19 protein-coding genes and 1 pseudogene are annotated in these 25,257 nt (G+C 69.1%); 18 read left to right on the top strand and 2 right to left on the bottom strand.

Translation table 11 applies throughout. The annotated features are described in order from the left end of the window. The first annotated feature begins 284 nt into the window (after positions 1-284). The 16 genes and pseudogenes from AC6LJ5_RS24910 (at position 285) to AC6LJ5_RS24835 (ending at position 19,040) form a co-directional block, all read left to right on the top strand. Positions 285-1,550, top strand: a complete 1,266-nt coding sequence (locus AC6LJ5_RS24910) for an MFS transporter (RefSeq protein WP_498141894.1) — start codon at positions 285-287, stop codon at positions 1,548-1,550. A 24-nt stretch (positions 1,551-1,574) separates the two neighbouring features. Then, positions 1,575-2,960, top strand: coding sequence for a NarK family nitrate/nitrite MFS transporter (locus AC6LJ5_RS24905; RefSeq protein ID WP_103274264.1), 1,386 nt, complete (start codon positions 1,575-1,577; stop codon positions 2,958-2,960). Between the two features lie 144 nt (positions 2,961-3,104). Continuing rightward, positions 3,105-6,845 (top strand): nitrate reductase subunit alpha, encoded by a 3,741-nt coding sequence (locus AC6LJ5_RS24900; RefSeq protein WP_498141893.1) that lies wholly within the window; start codon positions 3,105-3,107, stop codon positions 6,843-6,845. Then, positions 6,842-8,407 carry a nitrate reductase subunit beta gene (narH, locus tag AC6LJ5_RS24895; RefSeq protein WP_103274266.1) on the top strand — a complete coding sequence of 522 codons (1,566 nt, stop codon included), beginning with the start codon at positions 6,842-6,844 and terminating at the stop codon, positions 8,405-8,407. Before AC6LJ5_RS24900 ends, narH begins: the two co-directional genes overlap by 4 nt. Before the next feature lie 15 nt (positions 8,408-8,422). Continuing rightward, positions 8,423-9,070: a nitrate reductase molybdenum cofactor assembly chaperone gene (gene narJ / locus AC6LJ5_RS24890; protein WP_498141892.1), complete on the top strand. Its 648-nt coding sequence runs from the start codon at positions 8,423-8,425 to the stop codon at positions 9,068-9,070. 21 nt (positions 9,071-9,091) lie between these two features. After that, positions 9,092-9,775 carry a respiratory nitrate reductase subunit gamma gene (gene narI / locus AC6LJ5_RS24885; RefSeq protein WP_103274268.1) on the top strand — a complete coding sequence of 228 codons (684 nt, stop codon included), beginning with the start codon at positions 9,092-9,094 and terminating at the stop codon, positions 9,773-9,775. Positions 9,776-9,805: 30 nt separating this feature from the next. Next, complete coding sequence (locus AC6LJ5_RS24880) at positions 9,806-10,570, top strand: peptidylprolyl isomerase (RefSeq protein WP_498141891.1); 765 nt, start codon at positions 9,806-9,808, stop codon at positions 10,568-10,570. Continuing rightward, positions 10,567-11,655, top strand: coding sequence for a GTP 3',8-cyclase MoaA (moaA, locus tag AC6LJ5_RS24875; protein ID WP_498141890.1), 1,089 nt, complete (start codon positions 10,567-10,569; stop codon positions 11,653-11,655). Before AC6LJ5_RS24880 ends, moaA begins: the two co-directional genes overlap by 4 nt. A 1-nt stretch (position 11,656) precedes the next feature. Then, on the top strand, positions 11,657-12,316 hold the full coding sequence (locus tag AC6LJ5_RS24870; protein WP_498141889.1) for a carbonic anhydrase: 660 nt from the start codon (positions 11,657-11,659) through the stop codon (positions 12,314-12,316). Further along, the gene (gene mobB, locus AC6LJ5_RS24865; protein WP_498141888.1) at positions 12,313-12,834 is read left to right on the top strand and encodes a molybdopterin-guanine dinucleotide biosynthesis protein B; all 522 of its coding nucleotides are present in this window, start codon (positions 12,313-12,315) and stop codon (positions 12,832-12,834) included. Before AC6LJ5_RS24870 ends, mobB begins: the two co-directional genes overlap by 4 nt. A 92-nt stretch (positions 12,835-12,926) precedes the next feature. Then, positions 12,927-14,925, top strand: a pseudogene (locus AC6LJ5_RS24860) (type IV pili methyl-accepting chemotaxis transducer N-terminal domain-containing protein). Between the two features lie 171 nt (positions 14,926-15,096). Next, the gene (locus tag AC6LJ5_RS24855) at positions 15,097-15,759 is read left to right on the top strand and encodes a response regulator (protein WP_103274274.1); all 663 of its coding nucleotides are present in this window, start codon (positions 15,097-15,099) and stop codon (positions 15,757-15,759) included. A gap of 109 nt (positions 15,760-15,868) precedes the next feature. Further along, positions 15,869-16,885: a ubiquinone anaerobic biosynthesis protein UbiU gene (gene ubiU, locus AC6LJ5_RS24850; protein ID WP_103274275.1), complete on the top strand. Its 1,017-nt coding sequence runs from the start codon at positions 15,869-15,871 to the stop codon at positions 16,883-16,885. Further along, entirely contained in the window at positions 16,882-17,778 is an 897-nt protein-coding gene (locus AC6LJ5_RS24845) for a U32 family peptidase (RefSeq protein ID WP_498141895.1), read from the top strand. The genes ubiU and AC6LJ5_RS24845 overlap by 4 nt, the downstream gene beginning before the upstream one ends. Then, complete coding sequence (gene ubiT / locus AC6LJ5_RS24840) at positions 17,775-18,218, top strand: ubiquinone anaerobic biosynthesis accessory factor UbiT (protein ID WP_103274277.1); 444 nt, start codon at positions 17,775-17,777, stop codon at positions 18,216-18,218. The genes AC6LJ5_RS24845 and ubiT overlap by 4 nt, the downstream gene beginning before the upstream one ends. Before the next feature lie 105 nt (positions 18,219-18,323). Beyond that, complete coding sequence (locus tag AC6LJ5_RS24835) at positions 18,324-19,040, top strand: SDR family NAD(P)-dependent oxidoreductase (RefSeq protein WP_498141887.1); 717 nt, start codon at positions 18,324-18,326, stop codon at positions 19,038-19,040. Positions 19,041-19,050: 10 nt separating this feature from the next. Here AC6LJ5_RS24835 and AC6LJ5_RS24830 read toward each other — a convergent pair whose 3' ends face one another. Together AC6LJ5_RS24830 and AC6LJ5_RS24825 are read right to left on the bottom strand one after the other, a co-directional pair. Further along, entirely contained in the window at positions 19,051-21,249 is a 2,199-nt protein-coding gene (locus tag AC6LJ5_RS24830; RefSeq protein WP_498141886.1) for an ABC transporter permease subunit, read from the bottom strand. A gap of 55 nt (positions 21,250-21,304) precedes the next feature. Continuing rightward, a complete protein-coding gene (locus AC6LJ5_RS24825; RefSeq protein WP_498141885.1) occupies positions 21,305-22,348 on the bottom strand; it encodes an amino acid ABC transporter substrate-binding protein in 1,044 nt (347 codons plus the stop codon). 211 nt (positions 22,349-22,559) lie between these two features. On the opposite strand from AC6LJ5_RS24825, the gene AC6LJ5_RS24820 reads away from it, so the two are divergent. Beyond that, the gene (locus AC6LJ5_RS24820) at positions 22,560-23,696 is read left to right on the top strand and encodes an aminotransferase class V-fold PLP-dependent enzyme (protein ID WP_498141884.1); all 1,137 of its coding nucleotides are present in this window, start codon (positions 22,560-22,562) and stop codon (positions 23,694-23,696) included. 204 nt (positions 23,697-23,900) lie between these two features. After that, positions 23,901-25,196 carry an O-acetylhomoserine aminocarboxypropyltransferase/cysteine synthase family protein gene (locus AC6LJ5_RS24815; RefSeq protein ID WP_103274281.1) on the top strand — a complete coding sequence of 432 codons (1,296 nt, stop codon included), beginning with the start codon at positions 23,901-23,903 and terminating at the stop codon, positions 25,194-25,196. Positions 25,197-25,257 lie beyond the last annotated feature (61 nt).

The raw sequence follows: 25,257 nt of genomic DNA, 5'->3' as shown, positions 1-25,257 counted from the left end.
ATGGAAAGCAGGCTGCTCATGGTGGACACGCGCCGTGTGGCGCCCTGTGCATGGAACCGGCAGGGCCGGCTTTTAAGGTGTATTTCAAATGCATATTAATGCTAGCCCACAAGCCATGCCAGCGCGCGGATTTGATCTGGCGCAAACCCGGCTCCCGGGCAGGGGGTGACTAGTCACATCGGCGCGGCCGGATGGTCGGCCGGCGAATGGCGCGCGCGGCGGGGTATCCCTAGTCTGAGCGCATGTATTCGTCGGATAGATCCGTCAGCAAAGCGAGAACGACCATGACAGCATCACCCAGTCATACCCGGCCCGGCGCGCCCATGCGCGTGCTGGTTTCCAGCACCTTCGCCTTCACCATCTGCTTCGCGGTATGGATGATCTTCGCGGTGCTGGGCATTCCCATCAAGCAGCAGCTCGGGCTGTCCGAGACGGAATTCGGCCTGCTGGCCGCCATGCCGGTGCTGACCGGCTCGCTGGTGCGCGTGCCGCTGGGCATCTGGACCGACCGCTACGGCGGCCGTCCGGTGTTCTTCGTGCTGATGCTGCTGGCCGTGGTGCCGATCTGGCTGCTGTCCTATGCCACCGAGTATTGGCACTTCCTGGTGCTGGCGCTGTTCGTCGGCCTGACGGGCGGCTCGTTCTCGGTCGGTACGCCCTATGTGGCGCGCTGGTTTCCGCGCAACAAGCAGGGCCTGGCCATGGGCGTGTTCGGCGCCGGCAACTCCGGCTCGGCCATCACCAAGTTCGTGGCGCCGGCGCTGATCGCGGCCGCCGGCGGCGCCTGGGTCATCGTGCCGCAGGTATACGCGGTGGCGCTGCTGGTGACGGCGGTGCTGTTCTGGCTGTTTTCGTCGTCCGATCCGGCGCATCGCGTCACCGGCGGCGCCAGCCTGAAGGCACAGTTCGCCATGCTCAAGGATCCGCGCGTGTGGCGCTACTGCCAGTACTACTCGGTGGTGTTTGGCGGCTATGTGGCGCTGGCGCTGTGGATGACCAAGTACTACATCGGCGAATACGGCTTCGACATGAAGCTGGCGGCGCTGCTGGCGGCCTGCTTCTCGCTGCCCGGCGGCGTGCTGCGCGCGGTGGGCGGCTGGATTTCGGACCGCTACGGCGCCTACAAGACCACCTGGTGGGTGATGTGGGTGTGCTGGGTCGCGTTCTTCCTGCTCAGCTACCCGCAGACGCAGTTCACCATCATGACCGCCGCCGGCCCGCGCAGCTTCGAGATCGCGCTCGGTCCCATCCCCTTCACCGTGCTGCTGTTCGTGGTCGGCATCGCCATGGCCGTCGGCAAGGCCTCGGTCTTCAAGTTCATCTCGGACGAGTTCGGCCAGAACATCGGCGCGGTGTCCGGCATCGTCGGCCTGGCCGGCGGCCTGGGCGGCTTCATCCTGCCCATCCTGTTCGGCGTGCTGCTGGACCTGACCGGCATCCGCTCCAGCGCCTTCATGCTGCTGTACGGCACGGTCTGCGTGTCGCTCATCTTCATGCACTTCAGTTTCCGGCCCGAAAGCGCGGCCATCGCCCGGCGCCAGCCGGCCTGATTCCTCCCTTCTAGCGAGAACCCTATGTCCACTCATGTCCTGCAGCGCTGGGAGCCGGAGAATCCCGGCTTCTGGCAACAGACCGGCGCGCGCATCGCCAACCGCAACCTGTGGATCTCCATCCCCGCGCTGATGCTGGCCTTCAGCATCTGGATGCTGTGGAGCGTGGTGGTGGTCAACCTGGACCGCGCCGGCTTCATGCTGTCCAAGAACCAGATGTTCTGGCTGACGGCGCTGCCCGCGCTGTCGGGCGCCACGCTGCGCATCTTCTATTCCTTCCTGGTGCCGGTGTTCGGCGGCCGCAAGTGGACCGCCATCTCGACGGCCTCGCTGCTGATCCCGGCGCTGGGCATGGGCTTCGCGCTGCGCGATCCGTCCACCTCCTATCCGACGCTGCTGATCCTGGCGCTGCTGTGCGGCCTGGGCGGCGGCAACTTCAGCTCCAGCATGGCCAACATCAGCTTCTTCTTTCCCAAGGAAAAGAAGGGGCTGGCCACCGGCCTGAACGCCGGCATCGGCAACCTGGGCGTGTCGCTGGTGCAGTTCGCCGTGCCGGTGGCGATCTCGGCCGGCATGTTCGGCGCGCTGGGCGGCGACCCGCAGCAGGCCATGGTCAAGGGCGCGGCGACCAATATCTGGCTGCAGAACGCCGGCTTCATCTGGGTGCTGCCGATCGCGCTGGCCTCGCTGGCGGCCTGGTTCGGCATGAACGACATCGCCGACGCGCGCGCGTCCTTCGCCGACCAGGCGGTGATCTTCAAGCGCAAGCACAACTGGCTGATGTGCTGGCTGTACGTGGGCACCTTCGGCTCCTTCATCGGTTTTTCGGCCGGTTTCGCCATGCTGACCAAGACGCTGTTCCCGCAGGTCGATCCCACCGCCTATGCCTTCCTGGGGCCGCTGGTGGGTTCGCTGACGCGGCCGCTGGGCGGCTGGGTGTCGGACAAGCTGGGCGGCGCGCGCGTCACGCTGTTCACCTTCGTCGGCATGATCGCGGCGGTGCTGGGCGTGATGATGTTCATGCCGGTGAACGGGCAGGGCGGCGACTTCAACGGCTTCCTGGCCATGTTCATCGTGCTGTTCGCGCTGACCGGCGTGGGCAATGGCTCGACCTTCCGCATGATCCCGGTGATCTTCCTGCGCGAGCGCACCCAGGCCGCCGAGGGCCGGGGCGAGGCCGGGCGCAAGCAGGCGCTGGCCGAGGCCGCCAAGGAATCGGCGGCGGTGCTGGGCTTTTCCGGCGCGATCGGGGCCTATGGCGGTTTCTTCATCCCGCGCAGCTTCGGCACCTCGCTGGAGCTGACCGGCGGCGCGCAGGCGGCGCTCTATTGCTTCATCGCCTTCTACGCCACCTGCGTGCTGATCACCTGGTGGCAGTACGCGCGCCGCAATGCGCCGGTGCCGTGCTGAGCAATGACCGGGGTGACTAGTCATTCTGCCGTGCCCGACCTGTGCCTGCGGGCAATGGCGGGCGCGGCGCCCCGGGCCTAAAGTGGATTCGCAAGCAGAGCAAGCAGCATGCGCCGGCCGGGCCGGCGCTCTTGGAGAGCAACAATGAGTCATTTTCTGGATCGCCTGAAGTTCATGTCCAGGGTGAAGTCCACCTTCGCGGACGGGCACGGCGAGACGGTCAACGAGGACCGCCGCTGGGAGAACGCCTACCGCGCGCGCTGGCAGCACGACAAGGTCGTGCGCTCGACCCACGGCGTGAACTGCACCGGTTCCTGCTCGTGGAAGGTCTACGTCAAGAACGGCCTGATCACCTGGGAAACGCAGCAGACCGACTACCCGCGCACGCGCCCGGACCTGCCCAACCACGAACCTCGCGGCTGTCCCAGAGGCGCGTCCTACAGCTGGTATGTCTATTCGGCCCAGCGCGTGAAGTACCCGATGATCCGGGGCCGCCTGATCGAGATGTGGCGCGAGGCCCGCAAGACCATGGACCCGATCGCGGCCTGGGAATGGATCAGCCAGGATCCGGTCCGCGCCAAGCGCTACAAGGCCGTGCGCGGCCTGGGCGGCTTCGTGCGCGCCGACTGGGACACGGCCACCGAGATCATCGCCGCCGCCAATGCCTACACCATCAAGAAGTTCGGCCCCGACCGCCTGATCGGCTTCTCGCCGATCCCGGCCATGTCCATGGTCAGCTACGCGGCCGGCGCGCGCTACCTGAGCCTGCTGGGCGGCGCCTGCCTGAGCTTCTACGACTGGTACTGCGACCTGCCGCCGGCCAGCCCGCAGGTCTGGGGCGAACAGACCGACGTGCCGGAATCGGCCGACTGGTACAACTCCACCTACCTGATGGTCTGGGGCTCGAACGTGCCGCAGACCCGCACGCCCGACGCGCACTTCTACACCGAGGTCCGCTACAAGGGCACCAAGACCGTGGCCGTGTCCAGCGACTTCGGCGAAATGGTCAAGTTCGGCGACATCTGGCTGGCGCCCAAGCAGGGCACCGACGCCGCGCTGGCCATGGCCATGGGCCATGTGATCCTGAAGGAATTCCACCTGTCCGGCGCCTCGGACTACTTCCGCGACTACGTGCGCCGCTACACCGACATGCCCATGCTGGTGCTGCTCAAGGAGCGCGACGGCCGCCATGTGCCCGACCACTTCCTGCGCGCCTCGCACCTGGACGGCGCGCTGGGCGAGCAGAACAATCCCGACTGGAAGACGCTGGTCTATGACGAGGACAGTGGCGATCTGGTCGCGCCCAACGGCAGCATCGGCTTCCGCTGGGGCGAGGGCGCGGTCAACGGCGGCGAGAAGGTCGGCCGCTGGAACCTGGAAGCGCGCGACGGCGGCAGCGGCCGCGACATCACGCCGCGCCTGTCCCTGATCGACCAGGCCGATGCGGTCGTGGGCGTGGGCTTCCCGTACTTCGGCGGCGAGCACGACGAGCTGCTGACGCGCAATGTGCCGGCGCGCCGCATCCGCCTGGCGGACGGCACGGACGCGCTGGTCGCCACCGTGTACGACCTGCAGATGGCCAATTACGGCCTGGATCGCGGCCTGGGCGGCGGCAATGTCGCCACGTCCTATGACGACGACGTGCCCTACACCCCGGCCTGGCAGGAAAAGCACACCTCGGTGCCGCGCGCCCAGGTGATCCAGGTGGCGCGCGAGTTCGCGCAGAACGCGCACGACACCCAGGGCAAGTCCATGGTGATCGTCGGCGCCGGCCTGAACCACTGGTACCACATGGACATGATCTACCGAGGCATCATCAACATGCTGATGATGTGCGGCTGCGTGGGCAAGAGCGGCGGCGGCTGGGCGCACTACGTGGGCCAGGAAAAGCTGCGGCCGCAGTTCGGCTGGGCGCCGCTGGCCTTCGCCTCGGACTGGGCGCGCCCGCCGCGCCAGATGAACGGCACCTCGTTCTTCTACGCCCACACCAGCCAGTGGCGTCACGAGAAGCTGAACGTGCAGGAAGTGCTGGGCCCCACCGCCGACCGCGGCAAGTACGGCGAACTCAGCATGATCGACCTGAACGCCCGCGCCGAGCGCATGGGCTGGCTGCCGTCGGCGCCGCAGCTGCGCACCAATCCGCTGGACCTGGTGGCCGAGGCCGAGGCCGCCGGCAAGGACCCGGTGGCGCACGCCGTCGAGGGCCTGAAGTCGGGCGCGCTGCAGATGGCCTGCGAGAACCCGGACGATCCGGCCAACTTCCCGCGCAACATGTTCGTGTGGCGCTCCAACATCCTGGGCTCCAGCGGCAAGGGCCACGAGTACTTCCTGAAGTACCTGCTGGGCACGCAGAACGCCGTGTTCGGCGACGAGGCCGACGCCATCAAGCCGGTCGAGGTCGCCTATGAGGACGACGCCGCCGAGGGCAAGCTGGACCTTCTGACGGTGCTGGACTTCCGCATGAGCACGACCTGCCTGTACGGCGACATCGTGCTGCCGACCGCCACCTGGTACGAAAAGGACGACCTGAACACGTCCGACATGCACCCGTTCATCCACCCGCTCAGCGAGGCGGTGCAGCCGCTGTGGGAAAGCAAGACGGACTGGGAGATCTACAAGCTGCTGGCCAAGCGCTTCAGCGAGATCGGCGGCCCCTACCTGGGCAAGCGCCGCGACCTGGTGCTGGCTCCCTTGATGCACGACACGCCGGGAGAACTGGGCCAGCCCTTCGAGCCCAAGGACTGGAAGTTGGGCGAGTGCGACCTGGTGCCGGGCAAGACCGCTCCCAACATGGTCGTGGTCGAGCGCGACTACAACGACATCTACCGCAAGTTCACCTCCGTCGGCCCCTTGCTGGACAAGCTGGGCAACGGCGGCAAGGGCATCAACTGGAACACCGAGCACGAAGTGCGCGAGCTGGCCGGCCTGAACGACAGCGTCAGCGAGCCGGGCGTGAGCCAAGGCCGTCCGCGCCTGGACACGGCCATCGACGCCGCCGAGATGATCCTGACCTTCGCGCCCGAGACCAACGGCCATGTGTCGGTCAAGGCCTGGGAGGCATTGAGCAAGATCACCGGCCGCGAGCACGCCCACCTGGCGATCGGCCGCGAGCATGACAAGATCCGCTTCCGCGATATCCAGGCGCAGCCGCGCAAGATCATCTCGGCGCCGACCTGGTCGGGCCTGGAAAGCGAGGAGGTCAGCTACAACGCCGGCTACACCAACGTGCATGAGCTGATCCCATGGCGCACCCTGACCGGCCGCCAGCAGTTCTACCAGGATCACCGCTGGATGCTGGACTTCGGCGAGGGCTTCTGCGTCTACAAGCCGGCCATCGACACCAAGACGTTGGCGCCCATGCTGGGCCGCTATCCGAACGGCGAGAAGGAGCTGGTGCTGAACTGGCTGACGCCGCACCAGAAGTGGGGCATCCACAGCACCTACTCGGACAACCTGCGCATGCTGACCTTGAGCCGGGGCGGCCCCCACGTGTGGATCTCCGAGGCCGAGGCCAGGCAGGCCGGCCTGGTGGACAACGACTGGGTCGAGGTCTTCAACGTCAACGGCACGCTGACCGCGCGCGTGGTGGTGAGCCAGCGCGTGCCGGTGGGCATGTGCCTGATGTACCACGCCCAGGAAAAGATCGTGAACGTGCCGGGCGCCGAGACCAGCGGCAAGCGCGGCGGCATCCACAACTCCGTCACCCGCACCGTGCTCAAGCCCACCCACATGATCGGCGGCTATGCGCAGCAGGCCTACGGCTTCAACTACTACGGCACCGTGGGCGCCAACCGCGATGAATTCGTGGTGCTGCGCAAGATGAAGAAAGTGGACTGGCTTGAAGGCCCGTTGGTTGAAACGCAACAAGAAGAGAAGCAATCATGAGGATACGCGCCCAAATCGGCATGGTGCTGAACCTGGACAAGTGCATCGGCTGCCATACCTGCTCGGTCACCTGCAAGAACGTCTGGACCAGCCGCGACGGCGTCGAGTACGCCTGGTTCAACAACGTGGAAACCAAGCCCGGCATCGGCTATCCCAAGGAATGGGAGAACCAGGGCAAGTGGAAGGGCGGCTGGAACCGCACGGCCAGCGGCAAGCTGGAACCGCGCCAGGGCGGCAAGCTGCGCATCCTGGCCAATCTGTTCGCCAACCCGAACCTGCCGCAGATCGACGACTACTACGAGCCCTACACCTACGACTACGAGCACCTGAAGAACGCGCCGCTGTCGCAGACGCCGCCGACCGCGCGTCCGGTGTCGGTGCTGACCGGCAAGAAGATGGACAAGATCCATTGGGGCCCGAACTGGGAAGACGACCTGGGCGGCGAGTTCAGCGCGCGCAGCCGCGACCAGCTGTTCGAGGGCGTGCAGAAGGAGATGTACTCGACCTTCGAGAACACCTTCATGATGTACCTGCCGCGCCTGTGCGAGCACTGCCTGAACCCGGCCTGTGTCGCCAGCTGCCCGTCCGGCTCTATCTACAAGCGCGAGGACGACGGCATCGTGCTGGTGGACCAGGACAAGTGCCGGGGCTGGCGCATGTGCATCTCCGGCTGCCCGTACAAGAAGATCTACTACAACTGGCAGAGCGGCAAGGCCGAGAAGTGCACCTTCTGCTATCCGCGCATCGAGGCCGGCCAGCCGACCGTGTGCTCCGAGACCTGCGTGGGCCGGATCCGCTACCTGGGCGTGATGCTGTACGACGCCGACCAGATCGAGCGCGCCGCCGCCGTGGCCAGCGAGCAGGACCTGTACCAGTCGCAGCTGGACCTGTTCCTGGATCCGCACTCGCCCGAGGTGATCGCCGCCGCGCGCGAGCAGGGCATTCCCGAGTCCTGGCTGGAGGCCGCCCGCAAGTCGCCGGTCTACAAGATGGCCGTGCAATGGCGCGTGGCCTTCCCGCTGCACCCGGAATACCGCACGCTGCCCATGGTCTGGTACATCCCGCCGCTGTCGCCGATCCAGACGGCCGCCGAGTCCGGCAAGATGCCGACCCGCACCGTGGGCAAGAGCGCCATGATCCCGGACGTGTCCAGCCTGCGCATCCCCGTGCGCTACCTGGCCAACCTGCTGACGGCGGGCAAGGAAGAGCCGGTGCTGCTGGCGCTGGAGCGCATGCTGGCCATGCGCGCCTACAAGCGCTCGGAGACCGTGCACGGCGAGCTGGACAGCGAGCTGCTGGCCCGGGTCGGCCTGGACGACGCCACCGTGCAGGACATGTACCGCATCATGGCCATCGCCGACTACGAGGACCGCTTCGTGGTGCCGAGCAGCCACAAGGAAATGGTCGAGGACAGCTTCAACGAGAAGGGCAGCTGCGGCTTCACCTTCGGCAACGGCTGCTCGGGCGGCGTGTCCGAGGGCTCGCTGTTCGGCAAGAAGCCGCAGGGCAGCGAGATCTTCATCGACATGCCCAAGTCCCGCAAGAAGGCCGCCGCGGCCTGAGCAAAGGAGAACATGATGAGCTTGTACCGACTGCTTTCCGCGCTGCTCAGCTACCCCGAGCAGGAACTGCTGGACGCCTTGCCCGAGATCGACGCGGCGTTGGCCGACCACCCCTGGGCCGGCGAGACGCTGGAACCCCTGACCGCCTGGCTGGGCGGCCAGGCCCTGATCCCGCTGCAGGAAACCTACGTCGCCACCTTCGACCGCAACCGCTCGCACTCGCTGCACCTGTTCGAGCACGTGCACGGCGAAAGCCGCGACCGGGGCCAGGCCATGGTGGACCTACTGCAGACCTACCGCGACCATGGCTTTGAACCCGTGGTGTCGGAACTGCCGGACCACGTGCCGCTGTTCCTGGAGTTCCTGGGCGTGATCGACGCGGACCAGGCCCAGGCGCTGCTGGACGAGGCCATCCACGTGCTGGCCGCCATCGGTTCGCGGCTGGCGCGGGGCGACAGCCCCTATGCCTGCGTCTTCGCCGTGCTGCGCGACCTGTCCGGCGTGACGCCGCGCGAGCAGACCGAGGCGCCGGTGCGCGACATGGACGAGGCCATGGAGACCTTCGGCGCCGGCCCGGACGGCATCGAGCCGTTGCTGCGCCCGGCCGCCCAGGGCGGCGCGCACGCGGTGCATTTCTACCCCCGCGGGACGGCCGCCCGCTGACCGCTGCCAGGAACACGCATCATGAACACCCTGAACCAGTTCTTCTTCGGCATCTATCCCTACATTGCCTTGACCGTCTTTCTCTTGGGCAGCCTGGTCCGCTTCGAGCGCGAGCAGTACACCTGGAAGACCGACAGCTCGCAGCTGCTGCACCACGGCCGTCTGCGACTGGGCAACATCCTGTTCCACGTGGGCATCCTGGGCCTGTTCTTCGGCCACGCCGTCGGCCTGCTGACGCCGGTGGTGGTCTGGGACACGCTGGGCGTGTCGCATTCGCTCAAGCAGATGGTCGCCATGGTGGCCGGCGGCGTGATGGGAGGGCTGTGCCTGATCGGCCTGTTGATCCTGATCCACCGCCGCATGAGCGATCCGCGCATCGCCGCCACCACCAAGCCGGGCGACAAGCTGCTGCTGCTCTGGATCCTGGTCACGCTGCTGCTGGGCCTGTCGACCATCGCGCTGTCCGCCGGTCACATGGACGGCGAGGTGATGGTCAGCCTGATGACCTGGGCGCAGCACATCGTCACCTTCCAGGGCGACGCCGCCAGCCATATCGCCGGCGTCTCGCCGGTGTTCAAGGCGCACCTGTTCATGGGACTCACGCTGTTCGTGATCTTTCCCTTCACCCGGCTGGTGCACGTCTGGAGCGGCTTCGCCTCGCTGGGCTACCTGGGCCGAGCCTGGCAGCTGGTGCGTCCGCGCTGAGCCGCGTCCCGGAACACGAAGGAGTCGAACATGCCTGTCATCGTCAATGGCGTCGAACTGAACGATGCCGATCTGGAACGCGAATTGCCGCGCCACGCCGACGCCGGCAACCCGATGCGCAGCGCCATCACCGCGCTGGTGCTGCGCCGGGTGCTGCTGGACGAGGCCGGCCGGCAGGGGCTGGACGCCGAGGACGAGGACGTCGCCATCGGCGCGCTGCTGGCCAGCGAGGCGAGGGCGCCAGAGGCCGATGAGGCCGCCTGCCGCCGCTTCTACCAGACCCATCCCGAGCGCTTCATGGTGGGCGAGCTGATCGAGGCCGACCATATCCTGTTCCAGGTCACGCCCGGCGTGAACCTGGACATGCTGCGCGCCCACGCCAGGGTGGTGCTGGACGAGCTGATGGCCGATCCGTCGCGCTTCGCCGAGGTGGCGCGCGAGCAGTCCAACTGTCCGTCGGCCGCGGTCGGCGGCAGCCTGGGCCAGCTCGGGCGCGGCGACACGGTGCCGGAGTTCGAGCGCGCCGTGTTCGCCTTGCCCGCCGGCGGGCTGCTGCCGCAGCTGCTGGAAACCCGCCACGGCCTGCACATCGTGCGCGTCACGCGCCGCATCGAGGGGCGCATGCTGGCCTATGAGCAGGTGGCGCAGCAGATCGCCCACGCCTTGTCCTCGGTGAGCCGGGACACGGCCTGGCGTCAGTACATCAAGCTGCTGGTGGGGCGCGCCAGCGTCGAGGGCATCGACCTGGACGACGGCGAGCCCGAGCGCGTGTTCGGCGGCGGGAGCGCGCCATGAAGCCCCCGTCTGTTCTTGAGTCTGTTTCTGAATCCGCTGCTGCATCCGTCAAGGCCTCTGCCGTCGCGCCCGGCGCCCCGTCCTGGCCCGCGTCGGCGCGCGCGGGCGCCGGTCTGATCGACGGCCATGGCCGCCGCATCGACTATCTGCGCGTCTCCGTCACCGACCGCTGCGATCTGCGCTGCACCTACTGCCTGCCCAAGGACTACAAGGGCGCCGAGATTCCGGCCAACTGGCTCAGCCACGAGGAAATGGCGCGGCTGGTGCGTTTGTTCGTCGACAACGGCGTGCGCAAGGTGCGCCTGACTGGCGGCGAGCCGCTGACGCGCGGCGGCGTCGCCGGGCTGGCGGCGGCCATCGCGGCCATGCCGGGCCTGAGCGACCTGTCGCTGTCCACCAACGGCACGCGGCTGGCGCGCCATGCGCGCTCACTGCGTGAGGCTGGGGTTCAGCGCCTGAATGTCAGCCTGGACACGCTGGACGCCGCCGGCTTCCAGGCCATCACCGGGCGCGACTGCCTGGCCGATGTGCTGGACGGGCTGCGCGCCGCGCGCGAGGCCGGTTTCGCGCCGGTCAAGCTCAACAGCGTGGTGCATGCCGCCACGCCTGAAGATGACGTAGAGCGGCTGCTGGCCTATGCCCGCGAGCAGGGCTTCGTGCTGCGCCTGATCGAACCCATGCCCATGGGCGACTGCGGCCGCGCCCATGAGCATGTCGACCTGAACGCGCTGGGCGCGCGGCTGGCGGCCCGTCATGGCCTGGTGCCGGCGCTGGCGTCTGGCGGCGCCGGCCCGGCGCGCTACTGGACCGCCGACGGCCGGACCCACGTGCTGGGCGTGATCACGCCCATGTCGCGTCACTTCTGCGCCGCCTGCAACCGCGTGCGGCTGGGCGCGGACGGCACGCTCTACCTGTGCCTGGGCCAGGAAGACCAGGTGCCGCTGGGCCGCATGCTGCGCGCCGGCGCCAGCGACGCCGAGCTGCGCGGCGCGCTGTTGGCCGGCATCGCCGCCAAGCCGGAGCGGCACGACTTCAACGCCCGGCCCGAGCGCGTGCTGCGCTTCATGGCGCAGACGGGAGGCTGAGATGCGCGATATCGAACGCTTCATCGACGGTTTCCAGCGTTTCCAGCACCAGTACTACGAGGCCGCGCCCTCGCTCTACCGCAACCTGCGCGACGGCCAGCACCCCAGCACCTTGCTGATCGGCTGCTGCGATTCGCGGGTGGACCCGGCCATGTTGCTGGGTTGCGATCCCGGCGACATCTTCACCGTGCGCAACGTCGCCAACCTGGTGCCGCCGGCCGACCGCGACCAGGGCCATCACGGCGTGCTGGCCGCGATCCAGTTCGCGGTGGACCAGCTCAAGGTGGGCCGCATCATCGTGCTGGGCCACGCGCATTGCGGCGGCATCCGTGCGCTTATGGAGCGGCCCGCCGGCGCGGCCGGCGAGCCGGACTACCTGAACCGCTGGATGGATATCGCCGAGCCGGCCCGCCAGCGCGTGCTGAACCAGATGCCGGACGCGCCGGACGCCGAGCGCCGGCGCGCCTGCGAACAGGCGTCCATCCTGATCTCGCTGCGCAACCTGGAGTCGCTGCCCAGCGTGCGGCGGGCGCTGGAGGCCGGCACGCTGACCCTGCATGGCTGGTATTTCGACCTGGTGGCGGGCGCTTTGCTGGCATACTCGCAGCGCGCGGACGGCTTCCTGCCCATCGTCTGCCCCTTGTTCACGGAGCTTGCATGACCCCAGTTTTCGGCATCGCCGGCCGTTCCGGCAGCGGCAAGACCACCCTGATCGAAGCCATGCTGCCGCTGCTGCGCGCGCGCGGGCTGGCGGTCAGCGTGATCAAGCACAGCCACCACGATTTCGAGATGGAGCCACCCGGCAAGGACAGCGCGCGCTTTCGTCAGGCCGGCGCGCACGAGGTGATGGTGGCCTCGCCGTACCGCTACGCCATCGTCCATGAGTTGCGCGGCGGACCCGAACCCACGCTGGCGCAGCAGCTCGAACGGCTGGCGCCGGCCGACCTGGTGCTGGTGGAGGGCTTCAAGCAGGCCGCCATCCCGCGCATCGAGGTCTACCGGCCGGCGCTGGGCAAGCCGGCGCTGCACGCGGAGGACGCCGGCTTCCTGGCCGTGGTCACGGACGCGGCGCTGGAAATGACGCCAGATGCGACGCTGCCATGCCTGCCGCTGAACGAGCCGGACGCGGTGGCGGCGTTCATTTGCCGCACACTGGGGCTGGCGCCGAGAAAAGCCTAGGTTTTTCCCGCCGGGGTGGGAGCAGGCCCGACCTGTAACCGGCCGCCGAAGGACTACACTGGCGCCATGCCGGCCCGGCCAGCAAGACATTCATGACCCCTATCGATTCCAGAACCGACCCCGGCGGCCTGCCGTCACCCCGGCATCGCCTGTCCACGCGCATCATCGCCACGTCGCTGGCCGCGCTGGTGGTGGTGCTGTCCATGATCAGCTGGACGCTGTGGCTGTCCTGGCAGCTGGAGGGCGCGGGCGCGGCCATCAACGATACCGGCAGCCTGCGCATGCGCGCCAACCGCGTGGCGGTGGAGCTGATGCGGCCGCAGGAAGGGCGCAAGGCGCGCACCGACGAGCAGATCCTGCTCATGGACGAGACCATCGCGCGGCTGGCCAAGGGCAATCCGGCCAGGCCGCTGTTCATTCCCAATGACGAAGGCATCCGCAGGCAGTGGAGCGAGGTGGCCGGCTACTGGCGCGAGATCATGAAGCCCTCGGCCTTGCGCGCCCTCGGCCGGCCCGACGCCGCCTACTACCTGGAGACGCTGCCCGAGTTCGTGGCCAAGGCCGACACGCTGGTGCGCATGATCGAGCAGGACAACGCCGGCAAGACCACGATGCTGCGGTTGTCGCAGGGCGTGCTGGCGGCGATCGCCAGCGCCGGCACGCTGGCCATGATCTATCTGCTGTACCTGTGGATCATCTCGCCCGTGCTGCGCCTGCGCGACGGTTTGCAGCGCATGGCGGCGCGCGAGTTCAGCACCCGGCTGCCGGTGGAAAGCCGCGACGAATTCGGCGTGCTGGCGCGCGGCTTCAACCGCATGGCCGACGAGCTGCAAGGGCTGTACACCGGGCTGGAGCAGCGGGTGGAGCAGAAGACGGCCCAGCTGGCGGCGCAGAACCGCGACATCGGCGCGCTCTACGACATGGCAGCCTTCCTCAACCAGCCCAACGAGATCGAGGCGCTGTGCGACGGCTTCCTGCGGCGCGTCATGCTGCAATTCGACGCCGAGGGCGGCAGCATCCGGGCGCTCGACCCGAACAACGAAAAGCTCAACCTGATGGTGTCGGTCGGACTGTCGGACGCGCTGGTCGAGTCCGAGCACTGCATGCGCGTGGATGACTGTTATTGCGGCGTCGCCACCCGCCAGGCCGGGGTGATCGTGATCCAGGACTTCCGCCACGCGCCGCCCGGCCTGGACCTGAACTGCCAGCGCGAGGGCTTCGCCAGCGTGGCCGTGTTCCGCATCGTCGCGCGCGACGAGGTGCTGGGCTCGTATTCGCTGCATTTCCGCAGCCAGCGCAAGCTCGCGCCTGCCGAATCGCAGCTGCTCGAAACCTTGGGCCAGCACCTGGGCGTGGCGCTGGACAACCGCCGCCTGAGCGCCCAGGCGCGGCAGCTGGCGGTGGTGCAGGAGCGCGGGCTGGTGGCGCAGGGGCTGCACGACAGCCTGGCGCAGGGCCTGAATTTCCTGAACCTGCAATTGCAGATGCTGGACGGCGCGGTCAAGCGCGGCGACGCCGCCGAGGTCGAGGAAATCCTGCCGCTGCTGCGCACCGGCGTGGACGAAAGTTACCAGGACGTGCGCGAGCTGCTGACCAATTTCCGCAGCAAGCTGTCGCAGGGCGATCTATACGTGGCGATCGAGGACACCGTGGACCGCTTCCGTCGCCAGACCGGCATGGATACCGAGCTGGCAGTGGGCGAGCGCCAGGGCGCGCCGCTGGCGCCGGACCAGCAGTTGCAGGTGCTGTTCATCCTGCAGGAGGCGTTGTCGAACGTGCGCAAGCACTCCGAGGCCGCGCGCGTGCGCGTCGAGGGCCGCAAAGCGCGAAGCCGACCTCGAGCACAACTCCGAGGCCGCGCGCGTGCGCGTCGAGGTCGAGGACGGGCGCGATTTCGTGCTCGACATCAGCGACGACGGGCAGGGCTACGACGCCGAGGAAGTGGCCGCTCGTGGCGAGGCGCATGTGGGCCTGCACATCATGCGCGAACGCGCGGCGCGGATGCGCGCCGTGATAAAACTCGAATCGCGGCCGGGTCAGGGCACGCGAGTCCTCTTGACCCTGCCCGGAGCCGAACGCCAGGCCGCCTAGAGGGAGGTGGCCCACCCCCGAAGCGCTGCGCGCTTCCCACCTGGGCGGCCCCCCTCCAGGGGGCGTCGCCACGGACCGGCAAAGCCGGCTCCGCGCGACCCGGCGGAGCTGAGCCACGGCCTGCGAGACGGGGGGTGGGCGGTGCTTTCCATAACTGAACGATGCAATAACATGTCCATCCGAATCCTTCTTGTCGACGACCACACGCTGTTTCGCTCGGGCCTGCGGCTGCTGTTGCAGCGCCAGCCCGATTTCGAGATCGTGGCCGAGGCCGGCGACGGCGTCGAGGGCCTGAAGCGGGCCAAGGAACTCAAGCCCGACGTGGTGCTGCTGGACCTGAACCTGCCGGGCCTGTCCGGCCTGGAAACGCTGCAGCTGCTGGTGCAGGACCTGCCTTCCTGTGCGGTCATCATCCTGACCGTCTCGGAAGAGGCCGACGAGCTGGGGCAGGCGCTGCGCGACGGCGCGCGCGGCTATCTGGTCAAGAACATCGACGCCGAGGCGCTCACCAGCGCGATCCGGCGCGCGGCGGGCGGCGAGCCGGTCATCGCGCAAAGCATGACCGCCAAGCTGGTCGAGCAGTTCCGTGGCCAGGCCCAGGCCGGCGCGCAGCCGGCGGGGCAGGGCGAGCGCCAAAGGCTGACCGCGCGCGAGACGCAGATCGTGCAGTATCTGGCGCGCGGCGCCAGCAACAAGGTCATCGCGCGCGAGCTGGACGTGAGCGAGAGCACGGTCAAGATCCATGTGCAGAACGTGCTGAAGAAGCTCAACCTCACCAGCCGCGTGCAGGTCGCCGTGTACGCGGTGGAACACGGGCTGCACGTCGAGGAATGAGCGCGCGGCGCGCGCGCCCGCCGGCGGACTGATGCGCCGCAAACGCCGGCCCGCCGCCGTTTGATCTGCGACAAGGCCGCGCCCGGCACCGGCCCCTAGACTGGCCGGCATGCAAACGCGAACCTCACCCATGGAACTGGTGGCTCCGGCCGGCAGCCTGGCCGCGCTCAAATCCGCTATCGAAGCGGGCGCGGACACGGTCTACCTGGGCCTCAAGAACGCCACCAATGCCCGCAACTTCGCCGGGCTGAATTTCACCGAAAACGACATCCGCGCCGGCGTCGAGCTGGCCCATGCGCGCGGGCGGCAGGTCCTTTTCGCCATCAACACTTTCGTGCAGGCCGGGCGCGGCGAGGAATGGCGCGCGGCGGTGGACGCGGCCCATTCGCTGGGCGCGGACGCCGTCATCATGGCCGACGCGGGCCTGCTGGGCTATGCCAGCGACCGCTATCCCGACCTGCGGCTGCACCTGTCGGTGCAGGGCTCGGCCACGCACGCCGACGCCATCGAGCTGATGAAGGAGCAGTTCGGCATCAAGCGCGTGGTGCTGCCGCGCGTGCTGACGCTGGCCGAGATCGCCCGCATCTGCGGACAGGTCAGCGTCGAGGTCGAGGTGTTCGGCTTCGGCAGCCTGTGCGTGATGGCCGAGGGCCGCTGCCTGCTGTCGTCCTACGCCACCGGCGATTCCCCCAACAACAAGGGCGTCTGTTCGCCCGCGCACGCGGTGCGCTGGGTGGAGGACAAGGGCCGCATGGACGCGCGCCTGAACGGCATCCTGATCGACCGCTACGAGCCGGGCGAGCCAGCCGCCTATCCGACGCTGTGCAAGGGTCGCTTCAAGGTCGATGGCGCCGACGACCACGCGCTGGAGGAACCCACCAGCCTGAACGCCATCGGCCTCTTGCCCCGGCTGGCCGAGATGGGCGTGTCCGCCGTCAAGATCGAAGGGCGGCAGCGCAGCCCGGCCTATGTGACGCAGGTGGTGTCCACGCTGCGCGCCGCGCTGGACAGCGCGCACGCCGACGCCGCGCGCTTCTCTCCGCGCCCCGAATGGAACGCCATGCTGGCGCGCCATGCCGAGGGCTCCCAAGTCACCCAAGGCGCATTCGAACGTCCATGGAAATGAACGCAACCCCGGCATTTAGCATCTCCGTCGGCCCCTTGCTGTATTACTGGCCGCGCCAGCAGACGCTGGACTTCTACGCCGACCTGGCCGACGGCCCGGCCGACATCATCTACGTGGGCGAGACGGTGTGCAGCCGCCGCCATGAACTGCGCGCCGAGGACTGGCTGGACCTGGCGCGCGACCTGCGCGCCACCGGCAAGACCGTGGTGCTGTCGGGCCGCACCCTGATCGAGACCGGCTCCGAGGCCGGCGCGCTGCGCAAGCTGTGCGAACAGCAGGACTTCCTGATCGAGGCCGGCGAGGTGGGCGCGCTGCGCCACCTGGGCGGCCGTCCCTTCGTGGCCGGGCCGCACATGAACGCCTATCACGGCGGCACGCTGGACTGGCTGGCTAGCCGTGGCGCGGTGCGCTTCGTCGCGCCGCTGGAGATGGACAGCGCCACGCTGGCGCGCCTGCTGGCGGAAAAACCCGCCGCGCTGGAGTGCGAGGTCATGGTGTGGGGCCGCATGGCGCTGGCGTTCTCGGCGCGCTGCTTCACCGCCCGCCATTTCCGGCTGAAGAAGGACGACTGCGGCTTCCGCTGCATCGAGCATCCCGACGGCCTGGACCTGCGCACGCGCGAGTCGCGGGACTTCCTGGCCATCAACGGCATCCAGGTGCAGTCGGCGGCCTGCCTGGACCTGCTGGACCAGGCGATGGAGCTGGCCGTGATGGGCGCGCGCGTGTTGCGCGTCAGTCCGCAATCGACCGGCACGCAGGCCGCCATCGCGGCGCTGGACGCCACGCGCCATGGCGCGCCGGCGGCCGAGGTCGCGCCGCCCGCCGGCATGGATCGCTGCAACGGCTATTACTACGGCCACGCGGGCATCGACCTGTTGCGGGAGCCGGCATGAACCTGAGCCTGCCCGCGCCGCCCGCGCTGCTGGCCCGGCTGGGCCGCAAGCTGCCGGCGCCGCTCGTGTCGCTGCATTTCACCGCCGGGCTGGAGCTGGCGCGTCGCTTCAAATGGCTGGCGCCGCCGGCCGAGCTGGATGGCCGGCGCTTCGCCATCACCGTCGAGGACCTGGGCCTGCGCAGCTGCTTCGCCGTGCGCGGCGGCGCGTTCCGCCCCGTGTGGGACGGCGCGCCGGCCGAGCTTGAACTGGGCGCCAGGCTGGCCGACTTCCTGGCGCTGATGCGCGCGGACATGGACGCCGACACCTTGTTCTTCCAGCGCCGGCTGCGGATATCCGGCGACACCGAGCTGGGCCTGATCGTGAAGAACTGGCTGGACGCCTCGCCGCGGCCGGCCTGGCTGGACAAGCTGGGCGCGCTGGGGAGGCCGCAAGCCTGAGGCCGGGATGGGCGGCTGGCATGACCGCTGGCGGCGCGGGGGCTTGACGCGTCCGCGCCGCCAGTCGTGTTATATCCTCGGGCCGACACCGCAACGGAGCACAACATGAGGATATTGATCGTGGGCGCCAGCAAGGGCCTGGGCCGCGCCCTGGCCGAAGGGCTGGGGCAGGACGCGGAAATGATCATCGGCGTATCGCGCAAGGCGCCCACGGACCTGACGGTGGCGCCGTCCTGCGCGCTGCGCTGGATCGAGGCGGACCTGTCCGACCCCGAGGCCGCCGCCGCGCGCATCGCCGAGCAGGCGCCGGCCGAACTGGACGCCATTCTCTGCAACGTCGGCGTGTGGGAAGACAAGGCTTTCACCGACGATTACGACTTCCTGGCCGATTCGCCGCAACAGATCGCGCGGCTGCTGGACATCAACATCACCGGCACGATCCTGCTGTTGCAACGGCTGATCCCGCGCCTGCTGGGTCGCGCCAAGCCGCAGCTGGTGCTGACCGGTTCGACCTCCGGATTGCCGCGCAGCGGCCGGCCCGAAGTGGCGTTCGGCGCTTCCAAGGCGGCGCTGTCGGGCATCGCCGACGCGCTGCGCGAGCGTTTCCGGGCGCAGCGGCTGGCGGTCACCTGCCTGCAGCTGGGCTACCTGAACACCGAGGACGGGCTGGCGGTGGCGCGCGATGACGCCAGCCGGCGCGGCGAGGGCACGCTGGCGCCGGTGCACGATGTGGTGGCGATGGTGCGGGCGCTGCTCAGCCTGTCCGATGCTGCTTTCGTGCGGGAATTGGTGCTGCCGGCGATCCTCGACGAACGCTTCTGAGGCCGGCCGTTCAGAGCCGCCCCGTCTCCATCGCCCGCGCCACCCGCGACAGCGCCAGGCTGGCCGCGAAGTACAGCGCGGCCACCGCCAGGTAGACCTCGACGTGATAGGGCCGCCAGGCCGTGCCGGCCACCACGGTCTTGGCCGCGCCCAGCACGTCGAACACGCCGATGATGCTGACCAGCGAGGTATCCTTGACCGCGCCCACGAATACGCCCAGCGCCGCCGGCGCGGCGATGCGCCGGGCCTGCGGCCAGATCACGGCCTGGTAGGCCAGGGCGGAGCCCATGCCCAGCGCGCGGGCCGCCGCCATCTGGCCCGGCGGGATGGCTTGCAGCGCGCCGCGCAGCACCTCGGCCAGCAGGCAGGCGGTGTGCAGCGTCAGCGCGGCCAGCGCCATGCTGAACTTGGACACGCCGCCGCCCAGCAGCATGGGCAGCACGAAGGACGCGAACAGCAGTTGCGTCACCAGCGGCACGCCGCGCACGGCCTCGATCAGCGTGGCGGCGGCGAACGAGCCGGCGGGACTGGACGAGCGGCGCAGCAGCGCCAGACCGGCCGCCAGCGGCACGGCGGCCAACAGCGCCGCGATCGCCAGGATCAGCGTGACCAGCAGGCCGCCCCAGCGCAGCGGGCCGATGGCCTCGCCGCCCCAGGGCCAGCCGGACAGCGCGCCGGCGGCAAGCGCCAGTGCGGCGATGGCGACGCCGGCGCGTATCCGTCCGGACAGCCGGCCCGCGCCCAGCGCGACGGCGACCGCCAGCAGCAGCGCGGCGCAGGCAACCAGGGCGGGGCCGCGATGCGCCGGCTGCATCGCGCCGAACAGCAACAGGGGCAGGTTCTCGCCCACGGCGGCCCAGCAGGCGCCGGCGGCTTGCGCGCAGGCCGCCGCGTCGCCGCGCCAGACGGCGTTGAGCAAGGCCCAGTCGGCGAGCGAACCGGCGGCGAGCAGCGCCGCCAGCAGCACGGCAGTCCTGGCCAGTCGCCGCGTCCAGCGTCCGCCGCCTTGCCCCGCGAGGGCGGCAAGCAATGCCGGCCGTTCGCCCAGGCGCGCGCCGTGCAGATCGCCCGGACCATGCCGGGCGCAGCGGGCGTTCCACGCGGACAGCGCGCCGCCCAGCGCCAGGGCCAGGCCCAGATAGGCCGCCAGCGCCAGCGAGATGCCTTCCAGCGCCAGGCCGGTCTGCGTGATGGCGGTGTTGATGACGGCCATCAGGTCCTGGTAGCCGATGGCGATGGCCAGCGTGCTGTTCTTGATCAGCGCCAGGCACTGGTTGGCGTAAGGCGGCAGCGCCACGCGCGCGGCATTGGGCGCGACCACGAGGCGCAGGATGTCCGGGCGCGACAGCGCCAGCGCCTGTCCGGCCTCGACCAGCCCCGCCGGCACCGCGCGCACCGAGGCGCGCACGATGTCGGCGATATAGGCGGCATGGAACACCGACAGGCCGATGACCAGCGTGGCGAATTCGATGCTGGGTTGCCAGCCGCCTTGCAGGCCCAGTCCGCGCCGGACCGGCAGTTCGACGATGGGCGCGGGCAGGAGGGTCCAGGCGAGCAGCAGGGCGGCCAGCGCCAGCCAGGGCGCGACGCGAATGAGCAGAACATGTCCGCGATGCGCGGGTCCGTCCGTCGCGAGCCGCCGGCGTCGAATCGCCCAGCCCGCGATCAACATGGCGACAATCAGGCTCGCCGCTTGCGGCAGCCAGCCGTGCAGCGCCGGCAGCGCCAGTCCGCGATTGGACAGCAGCACCGACGGCAGCGGCTCCCAGGCCTGGCGCGCGTCGGGCAGGCGCAGCAGCAGGCCGTACCAGACGAAGAGCTGCAACAGCACCGGGGTGTTGCGCAGCGGCGCGATGATGACGGCCGCCAGCCGCGACGCCACCGGCTCGGGCGACAGGCGCGCCAGGCCCAGCGCCACGCCCAGTAGCGTGGCCAGGGGCAGGGCGGCCAGCGCCACCGTCAGCGTGTTGACCAGGCCGGCCGCCAGCGACATCCAGTAGGGATCCTCGGGCAGCACGTCGAGCAGGCTTTCCGAGATGCGAAAGCCCGAGGCCTGGAACAGGAAGCCGAAGCCGCCGTGCACGCCGCGCGCGGCCTGTACGGATTCGATCTGCAGGGCCAGCAGCGCGGCCAGCCCGCCCAGGCCCAGGATCCAGGCCAGCGCGGCGGGCCAGCGGCGCGGCGCGGCCGGCAGGGCGAGCGCGCTCATGGCGCGCCACGTCCGATTCGCGCCGCCGGCGCGCGCCGGACGGCGCCAGCGCGCGTCATTGGAACGGCGGCGAGTACAGCAGGCCGCCCTGGTTCCATTGCGCGTTCAGGCCGCGCTCAAGCTTCAGCGGCGTGGCCGCGCCCAGGTTGCGGTTCCAGACCTCGCCGTAGTTGCCCACGGCCTTGATGGCGTTGCGCGCCCACTGCTCGTCCAGGCCGAAGCTCTTGCCGATGCCGGGCTCCGCGCCCAGCAGGCGGCGCACCTGCGCGTCGGCGCCCTGCGCCTGGCTGTCTGCGTTGGCGGCGGTGACGCCCAGTTCCTCGGCGGCCACCAGCGCATTGACGGTCCAGCGCACGATGGCGCTCCAGTTGGGATCGTCCTGGCGCACGAAGGGGCCGAGCGGCGACTTGTTGATGCGCTCGGGCAGGATCACGAAGTCGTCCGGATTGGCGGCGCGCGCGGCGCGGCTGGCGGCCAGCGTGGAGGCGTCCGACAGGTAGACGTCGCAGCGGCCCGCGTAGAAGGCCTGTTCCAGCTCCACCAGGTTCTCGATCACCACCGGCCGGTACGACAGCTTGCGCTTCTTGAAGTAGTCGACCAGGTTCTGTTCGTTGACGGTGCCCGGCTGCACGCAGACCTGCGCGCCGTCCAGTTCGGCGGCGCTCTTGACGCCCAGCTTCTTCGGCACCATGAAGCCCTGGCCGTCGTAGAACACGATGCCGGCCGAGACGATGCCCAGGCCGGCGTCGCGGCCCGAGGTGATGGTGGTGTTGCGGTTCAGCACGTCGATCTCGCCGCTTTGCAGCGCGGGAAAGCGTTGCTGCGAACTGAGCGGCACGAAGCGGGTCTTGGACGCGTCGCCCAGCACGGCGGCGGCCAGCGCGCGGCACAGGTCGGCGTCCAGGCCGGTCCAGCGGCCCTGCGCGTCGGCGATGGACAGGCCGGCCGAGCCCTGGCTCACGCCGCAGACCAGCTCGCCGCGCTTCTTGATGGCGTCCACCGTGGGGCCGGCCTGCGCCGCGCCCGCCATGGCCAGCGCCGCCGCCGCGACCGTCGTGGCCTTGATGAGGAAATGGATGCCGATGCGTCGTGCCTTCATACCTGTCCTGTATTCGTCGTATGCAAGAAAGGCATGCATTCTAGGTGTGGCCGCGTGGGAATCGAGCGACTGTCTCGTCATATGGATATGAGCACTAAGCCTTATCGTTATCGTGTTCACGTCCCTACAATTCCCTGCATCCGAGGCCCGTTGCACGTGGCGGGCCCGCCGGCGCTGGCGCCGGTTTTTATCGTTGTGGAGCAGATGGCGCATGCGTTGGCAGGATGAGTTCAGGCAGTTCTTTCCCATCACCCGGGACCGCGTCTACGCCAACATCGCCTACACCAGTCCGCTGTCGCCCAGGGTGGCCTCGGCGGTGGCCGATTTCTTCGACGGCATCGCCCATGCGCGCAGCGACAAGCCGGGCTGGCTGGCCGATGCCGACGCGCTGCGCGCGCGCCTGGCCCGGCTGATCGGCGGCGACGCGCGCCGGCTGGCCTTCACCAAGAACACGACGGAGGGGCTGAACACCGTGGCCCAGGGCCTGCCCTGGCGCGAAGGCGACAACCTGGTGGTGGACGACCAGGAGCATCCTTCGAACGCGCTGCCGTGGCTGAGCCTGCGACGGCGCGGCGTGGACGTGCGCGTGGCCTCGTCGGGCGGGCATCGCTACACCGTGGACGACATCTGGGCGCGCGTGGATGCGCGCACGCGGCTGGTCGCGCTGTCCTGGGTGCAGTACGCCACGGGCCTGCGCAGCGACATCGCGGAGCTGGGCCGGCGCTGCGCGGCGCGCGACATCTGGCTGGTGGTGGACGGCATACAGGGCGCCGGCCTGCTGCGCGCGCGGGTCGACGACTGGGGCGTGGACGCGTTCGCCTGCGGCGCGCACAAGGGCCTGCTCGGCCCGCTGGGCGTGGGCTTCCTGCATCTGTCGCCGGCGCTGCTGGACGCGCTGGATCCGCCGCACCTGGGTCCGTCCGGCGGCCTGTGGCTGGACAAGTCCGGACCCGAGTGGCGCGTCGCCGCGCCCGACCGCCAGGACGCGCGGCGGCTGGAGACCGGCAATCTGAATTACCCCGGCATCGCCGGCTGGGCCGGGGCGCTGGACCTGATCGAGCAGGCCGACCCGGCGCGCATCGAGCCCTGGGCGCTGGAATTGTCGCGCGCGCTGGCCGACGGCCTGCGCGGCCTGGGCCTGGACGTGGTGTCGCCGGCCGACGCGTCCATGCGCAGCACCACCACGGCGCTGCGCCTGCCCGATCCGGCGGCCGCGCTGGCCCATCTGGCCGAGGCCGGGGTGGTGGCCAGCATTGTGGAGTATGGTTACGTGCGCCTGTCATTGGGCGCCTATAACAACCACGAGGATGTGGACCGCATCCTGCGCGCCGCGCGCGGATGGGTCTAGTGTGCTGTCCCGTAGATACGCCCGCACGAAATCCACCCCTAGCCGCCATGGCGTCGTTGCAAATCCTCGTGATACCTACGGGTATCACTGCGGTTTGCGCCTAGCCCTGACGCCTATGGATGAATTTCGTCATGCGGACGTACCTGCGGGACAGCACACTAGGAAAACCTTTCGCATCAACGCAATCGTTCCGAGGAGAAGCAGATGAGCGACAGCAAGAAACCCAATTGGCGTCTGGAAACCGTGGCCGTGCATGGCGGCTACCGGCCCGACCCCACCACCCGCGCGGTGGCGGTGCCGATCTACCAGACCGTGGCCTATGCGTTCGACGACACGCAGCACGGCGCCGACCTGTTCGACCTGAAGGTCGCGGGCAATATCTACACCCGCATCATGAACCCGACCACCGACGTGCTGGAACAGCGCGTCGCGGCGCTGGAAGGCGGCATCGCCGCGCTGGCGCTGGCCTCGGGCCAGGCCGCCGTGACCTACGCGATCCTGACCATCGCCGAGGCGGGCGACAACATCGTCTCGTCCAGCACGCTGTATGGCGGCACCTACAACCTGTTCGCCCACACGCTGCCGCAGTACGGCATCACCACGCGCTTCGCCGATCCGCGCGATATCGGCTCGTTCGAGAAGCAGATCAACGAGCGCACCAAGGCGATCTTCGCCGAGTCCGTCGGCAACCCGCTGGGCAACATCACCGACATCGCCGCGCTGGCCGAGCTGGCGCACCGCCACGGCCTGCCGCTGATCGTCGACAACACCGTGCCCTCGCCGTACCTGCTGCGTCCGATCGAGCACGGCGCGGACATCGTGGTGCAGTCGCTGACCAAGTACCTGGGCGGCCATGGCACCAGCCTGGGCGGCGCCATCATCGACTCGGGCAAGTTCCCCTGGGCCGAGCACAAGGCCCGCTTCAAGCGCCTGAACGAACCCGACATCAGCTATCACGGGGTGGTCTATACCGAGGCCTTCGGCCCGGCCGCCTATATCGGCCGCGCCCGCGTGGTGCCGCTGCGCAACACCGGCGCGGCGATCTCGCCGTTCAATTCCTTCCAGATCCTGCAGGGCATCGAGACGCTGGCGCTGCGGGTGGATCGCATCGTCGAGAACGCGGTCAAGGTCGCCGGCTTCCTGCGCGAGCATCCCAAGGTCGAGTGGGTCAACTATGCCGGCCTGCCGGATCACCCCGACCATGCGTTGGTGCGGAAGTACCTGGGCGGCAAGGCGCCGGGCCTGTTCACCTTCGGCGTGAAGGGCGGCCGCGAGGCCGGCGCGCGCTTCCAGGACGCGCTGCAGCTGTTCACCCGCCTGGTCAACATCGGCGACGCTAAGTCGCTGGCCACGCACCCGGCGTCCACCACGCACCGCCAGCTCAATCCCGAAGAGCTGCAAAAGGCCGGCGTGCGCGAGGAAACCGTGCGCCTGTCGATCGGCATCGAACACATCGACGACCTGATCGCCGATCTGGACCAGGCCCTGGCGCAGGTGTGACGATGGCGATGATGCAACGCAGAACCCTGCTGAAGCTGGTGGCGGGCTTGCCCGCCGTGGG

The sequence above is a fragment of the Achromobacter sp. 1011791174 genome (genome assembly GCF_059760925.1).
This window is presented reverse-complemented; position numbering and strand designations above follow the sequence as displayed.

Coding starts and splice junctions, on each gene's coding strand:
- AC6LJ5_RS24880 (WP_498141891.1), top strand. CDS start 9,806: ATGCCTGTCATCGTCAATGGCGTCGAACTGAACGATGCCGATCTGGAA.
- AC6LJ5_RS24900 (WP_498141893.1), top strand. CDS start 3,105: ATGAGTCATTTTCTGGATCGCCTGAAGTTCATGTCCAGGGTGAAGTCC.
- ubiU (WP_103274275.1), top strand. CDS start 15,869: ATGCAAACGCGAACCTCACCCATGGAACTGGTGGCTCCGGCCGGCAGC.
- AC6LJ5_RS24830 (WP_498141886.1), bottom strand. CDS start 21,249: ATGAGCGCGCTCGCCCTGCCGGCCGCGCCGCGCCGCTGGCCCGCCGCG.
- AC6LJ5_RS24905 (WP_103274264.1), top strand. CDS start 1,575: ATGTCCACTCATGTCCTGCAGCGCTGGGAGCCGGAGAATCCCGGCTTC.
- AC6LJ5_RS24855 (WP_103274274.1), top strand. CDS start 15,097: ATGTCCATCCGAATCCTTCTTGTCGACGACCACACGCTGTTTCGCTCG.
- AC6LJ5_RS24820 (WP_498141884.1), top strand. CDS start 22,560: ATGCGTTGGCAGGATGAGTTCAGGCAGTTCTTTCCCATCACCCGGGAC.
- AC6LJ5_RS24910 (WP_498141894.1), top strand. CDS start 285: ATGACAGCATCACCCAGTCATACCCGGCCCGGCGCGCCCATGCGCGTG.
- narH (WP_103274266.1), top strand. CDS start 6,842: ATGAGGATACGCGCCCAAATCGGCATGGTGCTGAACCTGGACAAGTGC.
- narJ (WP_498141892.1), top strand. CDS start 8,423: ATGAGCTTGTACCGACTGCTTTCCGCGCTGCTCAGCTACCCCGAGCAG.
- AC6LJ5_RS24870 (WP_498141889.1), top strand. CDS start 11,657: ATGCGCGATATCGAACGCTTCATCGACGGTTTCCAGCGTTTCCAGCAC.
- AC6LJ5_RS24835 (WP_498141887.1), top strand. CDS start 18,324: ATGAGGATATTGATCGTGGGCGCCAGCAAGGGCCTGGGCCGCGCCCTG.
- mobB (WP_498141888.1), top strand. CDS start 12,313: ATGACCCCAGTTTTCGGCATCGCCGGCCGTTCCGGCAGCGGCAAGACC.
- AC6LJ5_RS24825 (WP_498141885.1), bottom strand. CDS start 22,348: ATGAAGGCACGACGCATCGGCATCCATTTCCTCATCAAGGCCACGACG.
- AC6LJ5_RS24845 (WP_498141895.1), top strand. CDS start 16,882: ATGAACGCAACCCCGGCATTTAGCATCTCCGTCGGCCCCTTGCTGTAT.
- ubiT (WP_103274277.1), top strand. CDS start 17,775: ATGAACCTGAGCCTGCCCGCGCCGCCCGCGCTGCTGGCCCGGCTGGGC.
- moaA (WP_498141890.1), top strand. CDS start 10,567: ATGAAGCCCCCGTCTGTTCTTGAGTCTGTTTCTGAATCCGCTGCTGCA.
- narI (WP_103274268.1), top strand. CDS start 9,092: ATGAACACCCTGAACCAGTTCTTCTTCGGCATCTATCCCTACATTGCC.
- AC6LJ5_RS24815 (WP_103274281.1), top strand. CDS start 23,901: ATGAGCGACAGCAAGAAACCCAATTGGCGTCTGGAAACCGTGGCCGTG.